The 17756-nt window shown below is 50.0% G+C and carries 15 protein-coding genes; 7 read left to right on the plus strand and 8 right to left on the minus strand.

Features of this window, described 5'->3' with window-relative positions; genetic code table 11:
* Window positions 1-95: 95 nt before the first annotated feature.
* Together M0R33_RS01160 and M0R33_RS01165 are read right to left on the minus strand one after the other, a co-directional pair.
* The gene (locus tag M0R33_RS01160) at window positions 96-1727 is read right to left on the minus strand and encodes a SulP family inorganic anion transporter (protein ID WP_292563790.1); all 1632 of its coding nucleotides are present in this window, start codon (window positions 1725-1727) and stop codon (window positions 96-98) included.
* 89 nt (window positions 1728-1816) lie between these two features.
* Window positions 1817-2395: a YqaA family protein gene (locus tag M0R33_RS01165; protein WP_292563793.1), complete on the minus strand. Its 579-nt coding sequence runs from the start codon at window positions 2393-2395 to the stop codon at window positions 1817-1819.
* 303 nt (window positions 2396-2698) lie between these two features.
* Between M0R33_RS01165 and M0R33_RS01170 the strand changes: the two genes are divergently transcribed.
* Both M0R33_RS01170 and M0R33_RS01175 read left to right on the plus strand, forming a co-directional pair.
* Complete coding sequence (locus M0R33_RS01170) at window positions 2699-2977, plus strand: hypothetical protein (RefSeq protein ID WP_292563796.1); 279 nt, start codon at window positions 2699-2701, stop codon at window positions 2975-2977.
* Window positions 2947-3831, plus strand: coding sequence for an alginate lyase family protein (locus M0R33_RS01175; protein ID WP_292563801.1), 885 nt, complete (start codon window positions 2947-2949; stop codon window positions 3829-3831). The genes M0R33_RS01170 and M0R33_RS01175 overlap by 31 nt, the downstream gene beginning before the upstream one ends.
* Before the next feature lie 88 nt (window positions 3832-3919).
* Here the strand turns inward: M0R33_RS01175 and M0R33_RS01180 are convergent, their stop codons facing one another.
* A complete protein-coding gene (locus M0R33_RS01180; protein ID WP_292563804.1) occupies window positions 3920-4126 on the minus strand; it encodes a hypothetical protein in 207 nt (68 codons plus the stop codon).
* A gap of 314 nt (window positions 4127-4440) precedes the next feature.
* On the opposite strand from M0R33_RS01180, the gene M0R33_RS01185 reads away from it, so the two are divergent.
* Entirely contained in the window at window positions 4441-4848 is a 408-nt protein-coding gene (locus M0R33_RS01185) for a DUF2750 domain-containing protein (protein WP_292563806.1), read from the plus strand.
* A gap of 623 nt (window positions 4849-5471) precedes the next feature.
* On the opposite strand, the gene M0R33_RS01190 is transcribed toward M0R33_RS01185, so the two are convergent.
* The 5 genes from M0R33_RS01190 to M0R33_RS01210 form a co-directional block, all read right to left on the minus strand.
* The gene (locus M0R33_RS01190) at window positions 5472-6512 is read right to left on the minus strand and encodes an HD domain-containing phosphohydrolase (protein ID WP_292563809.1); all 1041 of its coding nucleotides are present in this window, start codon (window positions 6510-6512) and stop codon (window positions 5472-5474) included.
* Between the two features lie 2 nt (window positions 6513-6514).
* A complete protein-coding gene (locus M0R33_RS01195; RefSeq protein WP_292563812.1) occupies window positions 6515-10309 on the minus strand; it encodes a response regulator in 3795 nt (1264 codons plus the stop codon).
* Window positions 10310-10788: 479 nt separating this feature from the next.
* Window positions 10789-11064, minus strand: a complete 276-nt coding sequence (locus M0R33_RS01200; RefSeq protein WP_292563815.1) for a polysaccharide deacetylase family protein — start codon at window positions 11062-11064, stop codon at window positions 10789-10791.
* Window positions 11065-11154: 90 nt separating this feature from the next.
* Entirely contained in the window at window positions 11155-11850 is a 696-nt protein-coding gene (locus M0R33_RS01205; RefSeq protein WP_292563818.1) for a response regulator, read from the minus strand.
* A gap of 8 nt (window positions 11851-11858) precedes the next feature.
* Window positions 11859-13448 carry an ATP-binding protein gene (locus M0R33_RS01210; protein WP_292563821.1) on the minus strand — a complete coding sequence of 530 codons (1590 nt, stop codon included), beginning with the start codon at window positions 13446-13448 and terminating at the stop codon, window positions 11859-11861.
* A 432-nt stretch (window positions 13449-13880) separates the two neighbouring features.
* Here M0R33_RS01210 and nhaD point away from each other — a divergent pair, with 432 nt between their 5' ends.
* The 4 genes from nhaD to M0R33_RS01230 all read left to right on the plus strand — a co-directional run bounded on the left by nhaD (window position 13881) and on the right by M0R33_RS01230 (window position 17706).
* Entirely contained in the window at window positions 13881-15311 is a 1431-nt protein-coding gene (gene nhaD, locus M0R33_RS01215) for a sodium:proton antiporter NhaD (protein ID WP_292563823.1), read from the plus strand.
* Window positions 15312-15326: 15 nt separating this feature from the next.
* On the plus strand, window positions 15327-15515 hold the full coding sequence (gene tatA / locus M0R33_RS01220) for a twin-arginine translocase TatA/TatE family subunit (RefSeq protein WP_292563892.1): 189 nt from the start codon (window positions 15327-15329) through the stop codon (window positions 15513-15515).
* Window positions 15516-15585: 70 nt separating this feature from the next.
* Window positions 15586-16170: a DedA family protein gene (locus M0R33_RS01225; RefSeq protein WP_292563826.1), complete on the plus strand. Its 585-nt coding sequence runs from the start codon at window positions 15586-15588 to the stop codon at window positions 16168-16170.
* A gap of 78 nt (window positions 16171-16248) precedes the next feature.
* Window positions 16249-17706 (plus strand): potassium transporter TrkG, encoded by a 1458-nt coding sequence (locus M0R33_RS01230; RefSeq protein WP_292563829.1) that lies wholly within the window; start codon window positions 16249-16251, stop codon window positions 17704-17706.
* The last annotated feature ends 50 nt before the right edge of the window (window positions 17707-17756 follow it).

Consider the following 17756-nt stretch of genomic DNA (forward strand, 5'->3'; position numbering starts at 1 on the left):
GGCGTACGTTAATACACGCCTCCCCTTTATCACGATATGGCAGCGCACTAGGCCAAGCCGGGGCAGTTATTACGCAGCAACCACTATTGTTCAGTTTATTGCTTAATTCTGGCAGCCAATCGATGTCCGCTGGCAGCCGCATGCTCGCTTAAACCATGAACTTCGCAACGCCCGCCATGTTCAATATAATCCTTTTTATACGCGTGGATAAATTCCATCACGGTATGGTCGATCAGGTATACATCCGCCAGATCAAATACGATAAAACCGCCCTTTGGCAGCATGGCCAGTTCGCTTTTTAAGGCAATAAAGTTAGAAAAAATAGCGGAACCGTCAACTTTGATCCGGTAGCCATGGTCGTGTTCGTGATGTATGTGATACGAGATGGATAGAACATTTTTTAACGGTACGCCTCTCACCGCATGAATCAATAACTTTGCGGCGATACCCAACATCACACCCAGCAACAAATTGGTGGCCAGTACGCTGACAATGGTCACCACAAAAATATACAGCTGTTCCTTGCCTAAATCCAAAGTCTTCGCAAACGCTTGCGGTGAAGCCAACCTGAAGCCGATGTAAACCAATAAGGCGGCCAACGATGCCAGCGGTATGCTATCGATAATTTGTGGAAACAACAGGACAAACAACAATAAAAAGCCGCCATGCCAAAAATTCGACCAACCACTTTTCGCACCATAATCAATATTTGCGGAACTGCGCACGATTTCTGCAATCATCGGTAAACCGCCGATCATGCCGGACAGCGTGTTGCCGATGCCAATTGCTTGTAAATCCTTGTTTAAGTCGGAATAGCGTTTTTCAGGGTCCAGTTTATCGACCGCCGCACTACTAAGCAGGGTCTCCAAACTGCCAACCAAGCAAATGGAAATAACGCTTTCCCAAAACGACGCGCTGCTTACTTTGGAAAAATCCGGAAAGAAAATACTGGCGGCAAGATTATCGGGCATAGTGATTAGAAACGGCCCGTTAATATTAATAGTCTCGGGCAAATTGAACAGCGTCTCCGGATGGAAATGTTGCAGGTCGAATAAATAGCCTAAGCCGATACCCAGCATAATCACCAACAACGGCGCCGGTACTTTTTTAAGTACGGGATGCTGAAGACTTGGCCAGCCAATTAATATGCATAAGGCAAATAAAGCGATCAGGGCAATCTTGGGAACAAAAAACGCCTGCACATGCAATAGTTGCAAGATGGCCCGCAACATATTGCCCGTCGTTTCAACTTGTAATCCCAGCATAACCGGGAGCTGTTTGGTCATAATAATGATGCCGATCGCCGCCAACATGCCGTGAACGACCGAGGCGGGGAAAAACACCGCCAAGCGTCCTGCCTTGAAATGTCCCAACACGATTTGCAACAACCCGGATATCACGATCGCCGCCAGGGTGTAACGATAGCCGGCCAGCATATCGCCCGATCCCAAATTTTGTACCGAGGCAAAGATGACCACGATCAGACCGGCCGCCGGCCCGACAATAGTGAGAGACGAACCGTTAATCCTTGAAACCAGTAAACCGCCAATAATGGCGGAAATAATGCCTGCCATGGGCGGAAAACCCGAAGCGACCGCCACGCCCAGCGATAAAGGCAGGGCGATTAAAAACACCAGAAAACCAGCGACAATATCGGTCCGCCAATCGGCGGTTTTCCAGGTACTACTGATACTTTTATCCGTACTTGAGTTGAAAGAATTGTCCATTTATTGTCCTTGATATTTACCTTATCGTGAATGAATAACCGTGCTTCATATAAAGCCAGCGGCTTGAGCGGCACGGAACTCCGAAAGCATCAGCGGGCGAAACTGTAGATCAAACCGCCGGCCAACACCAGTGCTACCAGGCCCCAGCCTAACCGATCCATATACTCTCTAAGTTTGCTTTCCAAACGTTCGCCGCCAGCAGCAAGCAGCATGGCCACCAAAAAGAAGCGCCCACCGCGTCCCAACATGGACGCCAATACGAACGGTATAAAAATCATATTTAATGCGCCGGCGGCAATGGTAAACACCTTGTATGGAATGGGTGAAAAACCGGCCACCAGCACGGCCCAAAAACCCCACTCACCGAACCAGCTTGTCGCCTTAAGATAAGCAGCCCAGTAATGAGAGGTTTGCAGCCAGGGTTCTATATTGTCAAATAGAAAAAAACCGATACCGTATCCAGCCATTCCACCTAAGACCGAGGCAATCGTAGTCCAAAGAGCAAAGCGGAAGGCACTTTTCGGCTGCGCCAATGCCATCGGCGCCAGCATCACATCCGGCGGCACAGGAAAAAATGAAGATTCCGCAAAACTCAGTGCAAATAAAAATTTTACAGCGTGGCGGTGTTTGGACCAAAGAATGACACGGTCATAGAGCTTTTGGAACATACGAAAAGGTACCTGTAGTGTCTGATTAATGACAATTTGTCCATGAAAATTCCGCAACCGCGGATTGAGGAACATTATCAGTGTTGCGCAAGCACCCGTGTTCACTCACCAATCTAACCCGTAAAGACCACCGCTTTGGTGCGCGCGCACCAAAGCAAAACGATTTTCGTGCCTATTGTCCTTCATCTTTGATAAAAAACCATAGGAATTACAATAATTCTTCGCATTACATGTATTATGCGGCAACACTATCGATTAGATCAGCAGATTGGGATCGTTCGAATAGCCAATCGCATTTTCAAAATGCAGCGATCCGCCTTGCCGGCAGTGCATGTCGAAGGCGTTTTGGACTCTAAAGATGCGGCACACATGAAAGACTGGCCGAAAACTCTATCGCTGGCACTGGCCTATCGCTTGAGCAATGACGGCCGTTACCTTAACAAAGCCCAAGAATACTTGAACGCCTGGCTGGATTTGTATTATCTAAGCCTGCATCCCATACCGGCCGATCCTACCTGCCTGACTTACCCTATTCCCAATCCCGGCACACAATGCCTCAATCCCATCGACGATACCACCTGAGTACCCTGCTGCTGGCTTACGAGTTGCTGAGTGGCGAACTTCCAGACGATATAAAAGCAAAAATGCTCCGCTTCATGCAAAACATGGCGGTGAGTTATCTGGGCGACATCGAAATGAGAAGTTCTCGTGCGGAAGCAATGCTGGATCAGCGCTCAAACCATTATCTCTACACCAATTGGCATAGCCACAGAATAAAGCTGGCCATGATGTCGGCTTTCTTTTGCAGGGATGCGGGTTTGGTCAAGCGCGCTGTGGATGCATTCAAACAGCAGATTGCCGGTAACCTGGTATATCCAGGCAATCAAACCGTGTATAAATCGTATGTTAGTAATATACCACTCGACCAAGCACAAAAAATCGCGCTCAAAAACGACCTGAGTTTGATCAATAACGGTTCGGTGTACGATTTTTATCAAAGAAACGCCTTGCACTATGTAGTCTATGATTTAGATCCTTTGTTGCAGGCCGCCCTGATTAGCCATGCCAACGGTTTCCACGAAAATCTGTACGAGTACACGGCGGAAAATGGCGCGCAATTGGCCCACGCGATGAAATGGCTGCTGCCGTTTGCGGAAGGCGAATCGCTACATAAAGAGTTCGTCAATTCATCAGTGTCGTTCGATGCCCGGCGGGCCAAGGCGGGTCTCAAGGATTATTCGGGAAACTGGGAACCGATTAGATCAAAAGGACTATTCAGATTGGCCGTCATTCTGGATAAAGCATTAATGACGAAACCGATCAGACGTTTGCTGGAGACACCCTATGCAGGTAATGTATACGATCCTTGGTTTAACCATAAATTTGCCGGCCGCGAATTATTAAATGTCGTTTGGAGCGCCGTCGCAGCCCATTAATCCCTGCCCAGGCCACGGGTATTTTCCGGACCGAAGGTTCAACCTGGAGCCGCCATGATTCGCAGGCAACTCCAGATTGAGAAAAACATTACCCAGTATGGCAAGCCGATGCGCACTTCGGGCAGGCATTCACGGGTTTGAACAACTCCGCCGCTTTTTTTAAGGCGCTGTTGCAGCTGGCGATAGAGCCTAAATAGCGGATGGATTCTTTGGGCGGCAGCAGTGTGCAGTTTGCGTTATGTACGATGTGTTCGCCATTACTTTGGGCGGTGATGTCGACGTAAAACTCGGCCATGGTAAATACCTCTTTGAATTGGATAGGTTAAGCTTCGAATCCGAACCAACCCGGCAATTACATCTGTCGCTGATCAGACATTCTGCAACATGAATGTGGCGAAAATGACAGAAATAACAGCCGATTCGGCTGAATTTCGAATGCAAGCAACTACCGCGCAAAACCCATACCAATCTCGATCAAGTCGATTTTAACCCTGACACGGTCACGGGAAGCCGTCAATAAGGTTTGCAGGCTATTTAGACCGGATAAATTTAAAGTTTGGTGTGTTATTTGCTGGTATTTAGTTTTCCAATCAACAATACCCACTCACCATGCGCTACGAACCTTACCAAGACGAATATGCGGCCGTCCCCACCATGACCGATGAGGAGTTGCTGGAATATTTTCTGTACCGTATTTTGGAAACAGATGAAGTCTGGGGACTAAAAGACGGACCGAATTGGGTAACCCGACTTATCGGCGAGCAGGCAACCTTGCCGGTATGGCCATTCAAACGCTTTGCCGATGAAGCTGCGGTCGGCGATTGGCAAAACCTTAAGCCCAGCGCGGACTCGATGGAGTATTTTATCTATCGAACCTTGAATAAACAGGCTATGAAAGGTGCGATGATAGAAATCATGCCTAGAACATCAGGTGCGGGTTGTCTGATAACGCCCCAGCGTCTGCTGACGATTCTTGAGAGCACCATGCATTTGGGGGAATATACGCTGGAGGATTGATTAAAATCCGACCGTCCGATAAATCTCGCCAGATTCCAATTCCCGCCGCTGCTTGCGGCGCGATTAACTGAGTTGTGAATCTTGATAAAACCGACGATCAGGCCGTCAAACGGCTTTGAAAATTTTCCAAAAACAGCGTCGAATAGCTTCCTCTAATACTATAGGGGTATCGGCTAGCCGCCACCTTTTTTGTGCAACTCGACAGGAATCGGTTACCCATGAACGTTAGAACGTGTTTAAGATGGGTTAGCGATAAACCACAGAAAACGGCGCATACGTTCCATCTTTACGAATTGCGTTGCGGGTTAGCCATTATCTCCGGAGAATCGCTGGTTATTTCTCGATTTTTTGGCCTGATACACGGCTTTACGGCATGCTTGATTAACGTTTCGCGATCTGCAGCTTGCTCGGGGACATAGGCATAACCCAGTACTGTGCTTCATCATTGATGGCGAAGGGTTGTGATAACGCCTGGAGATTGGTTCCGCCACCCGGTTGACCTGTTCCCTAAGCTCTACTTCGGAGAGAAGGGCTATAAACTCATCGCCCCCATTTACAGTGTGAACCGAGTTGGCGACATTAACCGCCAAAGGTGATGATGATTTTTCGCGGCGCCCTCACCTTCACGCTAGACTGTATTTCATCTCCACCTCGCGAGCCTCCCATTCAGATCTGATCTCCAGCACCTTGGGCATGATATCCAAAAACGCCTCGACCAAGTGGCTATCAAAATGACTGTTAGCATTCTCCTTAAAGAATTGCAGTATCCTTTCCAGCGGCCAAGCTTCTTTATAAGGCCGTTCCATGGCAAGGGCATCGAAGACGTCGGCAATGGTCACGATGCGAGCCGATTGGGGAATTTCTATTGAGGAGAGACCATTTGGATAACCACTGCCATCCCATTTTTCATGGTGGTTTAGGGCGATTTCCCCGGCCAGCTGGAATAAAGGCGCGTTGCTTTGTGTGAGGATACCGTGGCCAATACTGGCGTGGGTCTTCATGATCAGCCATTCGTCCGCATTCAGCTTGCCGGGCTTTTTAAGCACAGCATCAGGTATGCCGATTTTGCCGGTATCATGCATGGGGGCGGCCAGCTCCAGCAGATGGCAGCGTTTCTCGCTCCAGCCTATCGTTTCGGCCAGAGACCGGCTGTAAGCGGCCATGCGCCAGATGTGGGCGCCGGTGTCGGTATCGTTGTAATGCCCGGCTTTGCCGAGCATATGGATTGCATCGTGATAACTTTTTTCAAGTTTGTCTGCTTGCACCAAAGACAGGTGGGTTTGCACCCTGGCCTGCACGATAGGCACCGAAATGGGTTTGGTGATGTAATCTACCGCGCCGACTTCGAAGCCCGCTTTTTCGTCGACTTCCTGGGTCATGCCGGTGACGAAAATGACCGGAATGTCCCGTGACCGTTGATTGCTCTTGAGTCGCCGACAAACTTCATAGCCATTCATATCCGGCATCTGCACATCGAGTAATATCAGGGCTGGATTGTGTTTTTCCACGGCCAGCAGCGTTTCCTGACCGCTACGGGAAAATGCCAAGGGATGACGATCTTTTAACGCCATGCGCAGGATGCCAAGATTGTAAGGTTCATCGTCGACACATAGAATTGGACGGCTCGACATGGTTAAGCTTTCACCAATTGGGCGGCTTGACATGGTTAAACTTCCTCCGGATTGATATTTAACTGGTCAATAAGCGCTTTAGTCTGCTTCTCGGCGGCACGAAAGTCAAAGTTATCCAACATTTCCCGTATCGGCCTCAACAACTGTGCGGGTAACGCTTTGTCCAATGCGCATAATGAAGGTTCGGCTTCATCGGGATTATCCTGATCGAGGGCCCGCAATAAATCATGTAAAATTTGGCCGATAATGTTTTTATCTATCTCTCTGCTAATAGCCTCATCGTCGGTGGAAATATCTGTCCGGGTAAGTTCGTTGATCATTGCCAATGCGTTATTCAAAGCTAGTTGCAGTTTTTGCGGCCAATCGCCTGCCTCTGTTCCTTCATCCAGCATTTGCTCGATCTTTTCGGCCAGCTCCCACACCACCATGATGGCCATGTTGCCGGCGGTGCCTTTCAATTTATGCGCCAAGGCACGGGCTTTTTCCGGGGCATCTCGGGCAATTAGCGCGCCGATTTCATCGCCATCATGAGCGTGGGTGTCGGCAAACATGCGCAGGTATCTGTGGTAGGTCGCGGCATCCCCCCAACCGCGAAGTCCGCGCGCCAAATCAATGGTCGGGTTTTCGATGGTTTCAGTGGCGACAGCGATCTCGGCAGGCTTCGGTTTAGTGTTTTCCTCAGGTTTGTTGGATAGATAGTACTGTAGCATGGTAATCAATTCATCGACATCGAACGGCTTGGCGATGAAGCCGTTCATGCCTGCAACCAGGGCCGCAGTCTGTTGGTTTTTGAAAGCGCCCGCAGTCAATGCGATGATGGGCAGCGAGGATAACCCCAAGGTTTCTCGTATTTGGCGGGTCGCTTCATAACCGTCCATGACTGGCATCTGGATGTCCATTAGAACCACGTCGATGCGCTCTGAGTTTTTACTTAACCATTCCACCGCGACTTGGCCGTCATCGGCCAGATAAACGACAGCACTTTCCAATTCCAGTATACGCCGCGCCATGTCGCGATTGATTTCACTATCATCCACAACCAATACGCGCAATTGGTGAAGACGGCTGTCGCTAGATGCCATTACCGAGGAATCGCCAACATGCCCTCCCTGCTGTTGGCGCTTAGCTTCGGATACGGCGTTATATAATGCGGAGGCCGTGACCGGCTTGTTCAGTATGGCATCAACCACATTTGAATCCGCCTTATGCATCAAGGTTTCGCGGTCATGGGCCGTGGCCATTACAATCAATGGCGCGTTCGGAATGTCACCCAAGGCTTTCTTGATCTGCCGTCCGGCCGTGAGTCCATCCATGCCCGGCATGCGCCAGTCCAGCAGCAACAGGTCGGGAATCTTGTTGTTCCGCGCCCGGGCAATAACGCGCTGTATGGCTTCCTCGCCCGAGGACACGACCTCCGGAGTCCAACCCAGGCTACGCACGGTGGCGGCCAACATTTCCCGTGCGACGGGATGATCGTCGGCAATCAGGACATTTTGGAAAGCCATGGCTGGCTGCACATAGTCACGGGGTTCGACCAGCTCCACGGGCAGCACGAACCAGAATTCGCTGCCTTTGCCGGGCTCGCTGATGACGCCGATCTCGCCACCCATCATTTTTACTAGGTGACCGCAAATAGACAGACCCAATCCCGTACCGCCAAAGCAACGTGTCGTGGAGGTGTCCTCCTGTACAAAGGGGGTAAAAATTTCCACTTGCTTGTCCGCAACGATGCCTTTGCCGGTATCCAGCACACTGAAGCGCAAATAATCGCGTTCGTCGTTTGCCGGCAGCCGCGTTATCGTCAGCGTAACGCTACCGCGCTCGGTAAACTTGAGCGCATTGCTGATCAAATTGACCAGTATCTGTTCCACCCGCAAGGCATCGCCGCGTAGAAACTCCATGCCTTCCGGCGCAGGCCCCATACTCAATTCGACCTCATCTTTATATTCCACGGCCGACATCAAGGTTGCCACATTATCCAGCACGTCGTTAAGCCGGAACGGCGCATGCTCGATTTCAAGACGGCCGGATTCGATTTTGGAGAAATCCAGGATGTCATTGATAATGCCCAACAACGAGCGGCCGGCGATACGAATTTTTTTGACTAGCGTAAGTTCCTCGGGCCCGAGATGCGCTTTTTCCAGCAGATACGCCAAACCCAGAATGGCGTTCATCGGCGTGCGGATTTCATGGCTCATGTTGGCCAGAAAATTGCCTTTGACGCTGGCCAGACGCTCCGCCTCTTGGCGCGCGGCCTGCAATTCCGTAGTGCGTTCGGCGACGCGCTGTTCGAGGATTTCCTTCATGCGCACGATCTCGTCCTGGATGTGCTTACGCTCGGAAATATCGACTATGGTGGCCAGTACAAAAGGTTGACCATTATCTTGGTAGGGGCTTAAGCCGATTTCAATCGGAAATACGCTACCATCCTTATGGGTCCCATACAATTCCCGATTGGCCCCCATGGCTCGGTTGGTGGGGGTGCGGAGATAGGCCTCGCGCTGCTGTGCATGCTGGGTGCGGATAGTCTCCGGCAGCAGCATTTCGACCGATTGGTGGAGCAGCTCCGAAAGCGGGTAACCAAACATGCCTTCGAAGGCGGGGTTAGCCATGACAATACGGCCCAAGGCATCCACCACCAGCAGGCCGCTGGTGTTGGCTTCAAACAGCATCTTAAAACTGGCTTGCGCGTCTCGTATTCTATGGGCGGATTCCGCTTCGCTACGAGCCAGTGCCGCATCCTTTTCAGCCTGTGCGCGTGCCGATTTAGCCTGTACCAATCTATCGATTCCGACGCCGAATAGTAATAGCGCGATTATTGCATAGGCTATCTTAGTCGGCCAGACTTGGTATTCCAGCGCAATTAAATCCTGCTCGGGAAGGTGGGTAATTGCTTTCCAGCGGATGTTATGCGCCAAGCGGCTGTCCGTTCCCGGCACCGGCGAAACGGAATTCCAGGTCCAAAGTCCATCCGGCAATCGAATTTGTCCCTTGACTGTCTTCGATATGGCCATCCAGGCGTCAGGGTATCGGTTTTCCATGTTCACTTTGCGCTGGAACATGAAAGCCCACTCGTCGGCCTGATCGGGACTCTTCAGCCAATAGCCGTTTGCATTGATTAGCATCAGGCGGTTGGCGGCGGGACCGACACTACTGACGACGGCATTCAACATCGAACGGGCGGCGATGTTGATAATCAGAATGCCTCGAGGATTACCGGTCTTATCAAAGACTCGAGTCGCAATCCTGATGGTCGGCTTGTACGGCATCTCGACTTGAGCGTTGTCCACGTTCAAATCGAGTGGCGAGATAAAAATCACACCTTTTTCGAGCCGCATGGTATCAACGAAAAAATAACGCTCGTGCTTGTCCTTTAACTGAGTTTCGGGAACGAGATATTGTTGACCGCTTTTATTATTGACTCTAACGCGCTCTCGGCCGAGTTGGTCTATCCAGCGCACTTGGTCATAGTTTGGATTGCGCGACATCAACGAGATAAAAGCCTCCTCCATGAGGCCCAGGTCAGTGACATCGACAGTCTCATATATCCGCCGCACCGGCATTTCATTGACTAGGCTCGCCAGATGCCGAATGGGTATGGCCAATTCCTGATCCAAGCGTCCCTGACTTAGCTCCACATAGGTTTTTTCCTCGGCCATTAGCATGGACAGTTCGGCGCTGATGCACGAGTCGGCTAAAGTCCAGGTTCCAACAACAACCAATATTGCAATAGGAATGAACAGCAGCAAAAAATCCTTAACCTGTTGCGGGCGCTTAAATAATTTGAAACTGAAAACCTGGTGTGTTATGCGACCTGAAACTAGACTCATGATCGGCTCCCGTTGCTGTGTTATAGCTTGAAAAATATTTTGCAACATTTATGCCAATCAATCGAAAATCTTATAAATCAGGCATTCATTGTTTGAATATTGACCGATGTATCAGTCGGTTCGCTAATGTGCCAGTTCGCGGCAATGGTTGCGCTGCGATATAAGCTCTGTATTGGTGCAATTTACACCTACGATTAAGATACGGGCCAGACTCGGCGGCGCAGTGAAGGCGCTTGAAAAAATACCCCCATTACCACTACAAGTCTGATTAATAGTTACAGGCTTTCTATCATGCTAACTCACGAGCAATTGTCAATGTCATACATACGAATGACTTCGTGATAGCAATCACGAAATATTTTTGTTGTAGTATCTGGTTTGCATCGAAATTCAAACTGCCTCTCGGCTTGCGAAATAGACGGTTGATCGTGCCGCTGCAGCCTGATCTGGCGACACTAAACCGGGCACGCTTCTCGAATTTACACTGTGGAAATAAGCGGTAGGAATTCACGCCAATACAGCCCCTCTTCCAGCCAAGAACCCACTGTGGCTAGGCTGGCTGGGTAATGATATTTTTGTAGCAGCGCTAGCGCACGGCCGTAAAAATCCACATCACCATCATCAAAAGTCGCTAGTATTGCTGGGCAATATCCCGCCTTTCCAGGCATCCAAAAAATTACTGATTTCGGCTGCCGCAAATACCGGATTGGCCAACGATAAAAAATAACCGCCATAAACAGCAAAGTGGCCGGCATTGAGAAAAGATGAATAACGAAAAACAGGGTAATTAACGGCTAATGACAGTATTCGGCAGCCGATTGGCTGGTGTATTCCACTCTATCGGATTAAATTTTAAAGCGATAGCCAACGCCGGATTCCGTGAGTAAAAAACGCGGTTGGGTAGGATTCTGTTCCAGCTTTTGCCGCAGCTGGCTCATATAGATGCGTAAATAATGGGCATTTTCCTGATAGGACGGTCCCCATACTTCTCTGAGTATTTGTTGATGGGTCATGACTTTTCCGGCATGTTTGACCAATACCGATAGCAATCTAAATTGAATCGGGGTCAGCCGAACTTCTTGCCCATCGACACTCACCATACGATTCAGCAAATCGATATTCAGGTTGTCGATACTGAATAATTCGCCTTGCGGACTTTCCGACGCCCGGTTGGCGTGCCGCAGCGCAACCCGGATGCGCGCCAACAATTCGCCGAAACCAAACGGTTTGGTTAGATAATCATCGGCGCCTATATCCAGAGCATCGATTTTATGTTGTTCGTGATTACGTGCCGACAGTACGATGATGGGCATGCCTGACCAAGCCCGTATCGCCTTGATGACTTCCACCCCATCCATATCCGGCAAGCCTAAATCCAGAATCATCAAATCGGGTTTACGCATGCCGGCCTCGATAATGCCTTGCTTACCGGTCTCGGCATCGAAAACGCTAAAGCCTTGCGTACTCAAACTGGTGCGCAGAAATTTACGGATAGCCGGGTCGTCTTCGATGACGATAATGATGGGGTCGGTTTTTGACATACGCAGGGCTATTCGTCTTCCGGGGCCAACTCGGGCGGTGTTTGATCCAGCGGCAGTTCAAGCTTAAATACCGCCCCGCCTTCCGGACGATTGTGCGCCTTGATGCGCCCGCCGTGGGCTTCCACAATGGCGCGGCATATCGCCAACCCCAAACCCACACCACTTTGGGCGGCTTCGTTGCGGGTTTGATAAAATTTTTCGAACAGTTTTTCTTCCATTCCCTCGGGAATACCGGCGCCGTGGTCGGCCACCGAAATTCTGGCCGTTTGCGTGGCGGTATCCACGGTAATCTCCAAGCCGCTGGCTTTCGGCGTGTAGCGAACCGCATTCTCAATTAAGTTGATCAATACCTGTTCTATCATCACGGCATCGACATACAACATGGGTATGCCGGGCGGCATGGTGACTTTTACCGGTCGGTTTTGCAGACATTTGTGCTGACGGGTCAACACCGAACCGATGATTTCCTCGACCGGATACCATTGTTTATTCAGCTCAACCTTGCCCGCATCCAGTCGAGCCATATCCAATAAGTTGTTGATCAACAAGGTCATGCGTTCGGCTTCATCAACGATAGCGCGGCTTAAATCCAGGCGATCGGATGCTTGCAAATGCCCTTCGTCATCGGCCAGAGCGCTGGCCGAACCGATGATGGTAGACAGCGGCGTGCGCAAATCGTGTGAAATCGCGCTGAGCAGCGCGTTTCGCAAGCGCTCGGCTTCAATTTGAATCTGTGTCGATTTAGCCTGCTCGGCAAAGCGTAACCTCGACAGTGCCTGGGCGATTTGTCGTAACAAGGTTTCCAGTAATTGCTGTTGCTCCGGCAGGTCAATGCACACCGAATCGCGGGGTAACAGCGCCAGTACCCCCATGACCTTGTCTTCATCGTGTAACGGAAAATACCGTGTTTGGCTAGGGCAGTCGCGGCCGGCCAGGCTGTCGTTATCCAGCGACCATTGTGCCAGTAATAAATCGGCGGCCCGCAAGGATTCCGGTAACTCGGGCGCATGAGGATAATGCAATTGACCCACTGCATCGGCAAACAAAATCACGGCGCGACTGTTGAATTCGCGGGACAGATGCCTGATGGCCGTGCAGACGATTTCGTGCTCGGTTTGGCAGGTGGCCAGTTCCTTACTCATGGCGTACAACGCAGTGGCCATGCGTTCTCGATAGGCGGCAATATTGGCCTGCGATTTAACGTTAATCATTAAATTACTGATCACGATCGCCACCACCAGCATCGCCAGCAAGGTAATTAAATACTGGCTATTGGCGGGCGACAAGCTCAGGTAAGGCGCGACGAAAAACAGATCGAATACAGCCACGCCCAGCAGCGAGGCAACTATCGATGGCCCTCGGCCGAAGCGCATGGCAATAAATACCACACCCAGTAAAAACACCATCACCAGATTGGATAACTCCAACCGCTGATACAAAACATGACCGATCAAGGCATTGATGGCAGTGATCAATATCGCCCAGACATACCCTGCCCAACCCTGTAAAGAGTTACGCCGTAAATACGGTTCTATCCGGTAAGGCCGAGGTTCTTTAAGCCCAAGATAGTCGACGGGTGAATTTTGGCAGTTGCGCACAGAAATTGATTTGGCGAAAAGTATTTATAAAAAGAACATTTATACACGCAAAGCGCCAACAAGCGGTTGTATGGAATTGCGCTTATCCTGCAAAACCGGCGAAATTCTAAGCCACGATTTGCGCCAAGCCTATGGGGTGCGAAAATTTTTATATTCTTTTTATGCCTAGCCAGGTTTTTTTTACAAAATCTTTAGACGTATTTTCCTAAAGTATCCGCCGACACCAAGCACGCCATTTACGCGTGTCGGTTACAACAGCTTATCGGTTTCAGTCCTCCATGACCGATAGCCTGCAGTTTCCAGTGTCGTGGGAATAATCCACTCTCTTGGTGGTTGACTCCAGTTTTTGTCGAATGCCGTAGCCGAGACCTTGACTGGACCAGCCGCTTTTTTTGGAATTTTAATCACCTATCGTGCATGGAACTTGGTCGCATGAAGCTCGCGCTTCTGTTGTTATTTTGCTTGTTGCCTTGCCAGGCTTTCGGTGCATCCGATAACGCCACAACCCAACATTTGGATTTAACCAAGCATTGGGTCGGCTATGCGGCAATTGGAATTTTCGCAGCAGCTTATGTATTGGCGATGATTGAAGAAGTCATCGAGCTGAATAAATCCAAACCCATGGTATTGGCGGCCAGTTTGATTTGGGTGTTAATTGCCTCGGTATATGTATCCGGTGGGTTGGATAAACAAGCGGGTATCGCCTTCCGCTCTGCTTTGGAAGGTTATGCCGAGTTATTTTTATTCATTATGGTGTCCATGGCCTATTTAAATGCCATGGAAGACCGGGGCGTATTTGACAATTTGCGGGTCTGGTTACTCAGTAAAGGCTTTAGTTACCGCAAATTGTTCTGGATTACCGGAGCGATGTCGTTTGCCCTATCGTCCATTTGCAACAATCTGACCACCGCCTTACTGATGGGGGCCGTCATCTACGCCATGGGTAAGGATAATCGGCCATTTCTCAGCATTGCTTGTATCAATATCGTAGTGGCCGCCAACGCAGGCGGCTCATTTAGCCCCTTTGGCGACATTACTACCCTACTGGTTTGGCAAAGTGGCATGGTACCGTTTGCCGACTTTTATGCGTTGTTTATTCCCGCAGTGATCAATTTTGTGGTGCCAGCCGGCATCATGCATTTCCGGATTCCCAAGCAACAGCCCATTGCCATCGGCAAAGCGCCGATCATGAAGCGTGGCGCCTTGGCGATGGTCGTACTGTTTTTATTAACCATCATTACTGCGGTGTGTTTCGAAAACTTCTTGGAGTTACCGCCCGCCGCCGGCATGTTGGCCGGCCTGACTTACTTGAAATTCCTGGGCTTTTACCTGCAAAAAACCGAACCCAAATCTCCCAGGAGCCCGTTTGAACATGTCTACAAATTGTTCAATGTCGAACTTCCCGAAATCAATAAGAACCATCGGTTTGACGTCTTCAAAAGCGTGGCGGATTTGGAGTGGGACACCTTGTTATTTTTTTACGGCATCATGGTCAGCGTGGCCGGCCTGAGCTTTATCGGCTATTTGACGCTGATGTCCGACCTTTTATATGTCGGCATGGATCCCACAATCGCCAATATTCTGGTCGGTATCCTATCGGCATTCATCGACAACGGCACCATCATGTTTGCAGTGCTGACCATGCATCCCGATATCTCCCAGGGACAATGGTTGCTGGTCACCCTGAGCGCCGGTGTGGGCGGCAGTTTGTTGGCGATTGGCTCCGCGGCCGGCGTGGGGTTGATGGGGCAAATGAAAGGGGCGTACAGCTTTGGCGTACACCTGAAATGGATGCCGGCGATATTGCTGGGCTTTATCGCCAGCATCGCCGCGCATTTTTTATTAAATGCTCGTTTCTTTTAATCGAGGAGAAGAATGATGGGTTTTAGTATGCCGCATTTACTGGTGGTATTGGCGATTGCCTTATTACTATTCGGCACCAAGCGTTTAAAAAACCTGGGCGAGGATTTAGGTAGCGCAATCAACGGTTTTCGTAAAGCCGTGCTGGAGGGCGATAAATCACAAACGCCGGCAAACAAAGATGAAGATCCGGAGAGTCCGTGCTGAAGCAGTGCATTTATGTACCTTATCCGCAAATACCTTTTAGCCGAGCCGCTTTAATCATTCGCATATAGCCATGGATTTACATCAACTGATGATCGACTACGGATACTGGGCCTTATTGATCGGCACTTTTTTAGAAGGCGAAACCGTTTTGGTGATCGCCGGCTTTTTGGCCTATAGCGGATATTTCCAGTTACCGTGGGTGATAGTCACGGCATTTGCGGGCACATTTGCCGGTGACCAAAGTTTTTTTTATTTGGGAAGGTACAAAGGCATCGCATTTTTAGAAAAGCGTCCCTTGTGGCATAGCAAAACCGACAAGGTTTTTGATTTATTGCTTCGGCATCCAATCAAAATCGTGTTGGGCTTTCGGTTTTTATACGGAATTAGGAATGTTACTCCGTTTGTGATTGGCGCCAGCCGCATGCATCCGGGCAAATTTTTTCTGCTGAATGGCCTGGGAGCCGCGCTGTGGGCGGTTGCAATCGGTTACCTGGGATTTGAGTTCGGCGATGTTGCAAAAGCCATGTTAGGCGAAATAAAACATTACGAAACCCACTTTTTACTGGGCTTGACCGCCGTCGGCGGTCTGTTGTTTTGGCGTTCAACGCATCTTGCCAAACGTGTGCGCGAAAGTGAAATCAAGTCCCGACCGTAAACAAACCGTGCTTCTCGATATAACCCTATTGCCGTTCGGTATCTCGGATACTGGCTACCGAAAACAGGCGTATTAATCATGCAGCGTTTTTGTACCTTGGCCTTTGTTTTGGGGCTGATTCTGATGGTATTCGGCTTAACTTATCTTTTGCCCGTGCTGACAGCCTTCTTTTATCACGACGGCATGGCCCATTATTTTTTGGATGGCATGTCAATTAATATCGGCGCGGGGACTCTGCTGGCGGGTAGCACTTTACGTTGGCGTGGCGAGTTGAAAAACCGCGACGGTTATTTGTTGGTGGCTTTCTTTTGGGGGTTGATGGCCTCCGCCGCGACACTGCCATTGATGTGGGGCATTCCGAATTTATCCTTTACCGATGCATTTTTCGAGACCATGTCCGGGTTTACTACCACCGGTGCCACGGTGTTGGTCGGTTTGGATCATTTGGCGCCGTCGCTAAATTTATGGCGGCATGAACTGAATTGGATAGGCGGCTTGGGCATTATCGTGCTGGCGGTAGCTGTTTTACCCCTGCTGGGCGTGGGCGGCATGCAACTTTACAAAGCCGAAATCGCCGGCCCGGTCAAAGACAGCAAAATCACCCCTCGCATCACCGAAACCGCCCGCTTGCTTTGGCTGGTGTATGCCGGCATCACCTTATTGTGCATCCTGTGTTTAAAACTGGCCGGCATGAGCTGGTTCGATGCGGTTTGCCATGCCTTTGCCACGCTGGCCCTGGGAGGATTTTCCACTCACGATGCCAGCGTCGGTTATTTCGACTCGGTTGCAATAGAGTTGGTGTTGACGATTTTTATGCTGATTTCAGCCATTAATTTCGCCACCCATTACACCGTTTTATTTCGGCGTAGTTTAAAGCCTTATTCGACCGACCCGGAAACAATGCCCATGCTGGGATTAATAGCCGCCAGCATTCTGGTCTGTACCGGTTACTTGGATTACTTTGACGTTTATGACGATTTTTTCATCGGCTTGCGACACGTCACCTTTAATCTGGTATCGATCGCCACCGATTGCGGCTTTGTCAGCGTCGACTATGATCAGTGGCCGCCCTTCGTGCCGTGGTGGATGTTGTATCTAAGTTGTGTGACAGCCAGTACCGGCTCTACCGGCGGCGGCATCAAATTGTTTCGGGCTTTGTTGCTCTGGAAACAAGCCGGTCGGGAAATGTTCACTATTTTGCATCCGCATGCGATACATCCGATCAGGATAGGCGACACGCCGGTTGCCAACAAAATCATTTTCGCGGTACTGGCGTTTATTTTTCTGTACTTCATTTCGGTCGTGGTGATGACATTTTCACTGATCTTCGCCGGTTTGGATCCCGTATCCGCCCTAAGCGCCATCATTGCCTGCATTAACAATGCAGGCCCGGGCTTGCACCAAGTAGGCCCCGCCACCAATTTCAGCAACCTCAGCGACTTTCAAACCTGGATTTGTGCCATTGCCATGCTATTGGGGCGTTTGGAAGTGTTTACGCTGCTGATGCTCTGTACCCCGTCTTTTTGGAAAAACTAATCCTCTTACGGTTCGTAACCTTAATCTGAATAACTTCATCAACGTTGGAA

It is taken from the genome of Methylomonas sp. (assembly GCF_023228165.1).
Lineage (GTDB): Bacteria > Pseudomonadota > Gammaproteobacteria > Methylococcales > Methylomonadaceae > Methylomonas.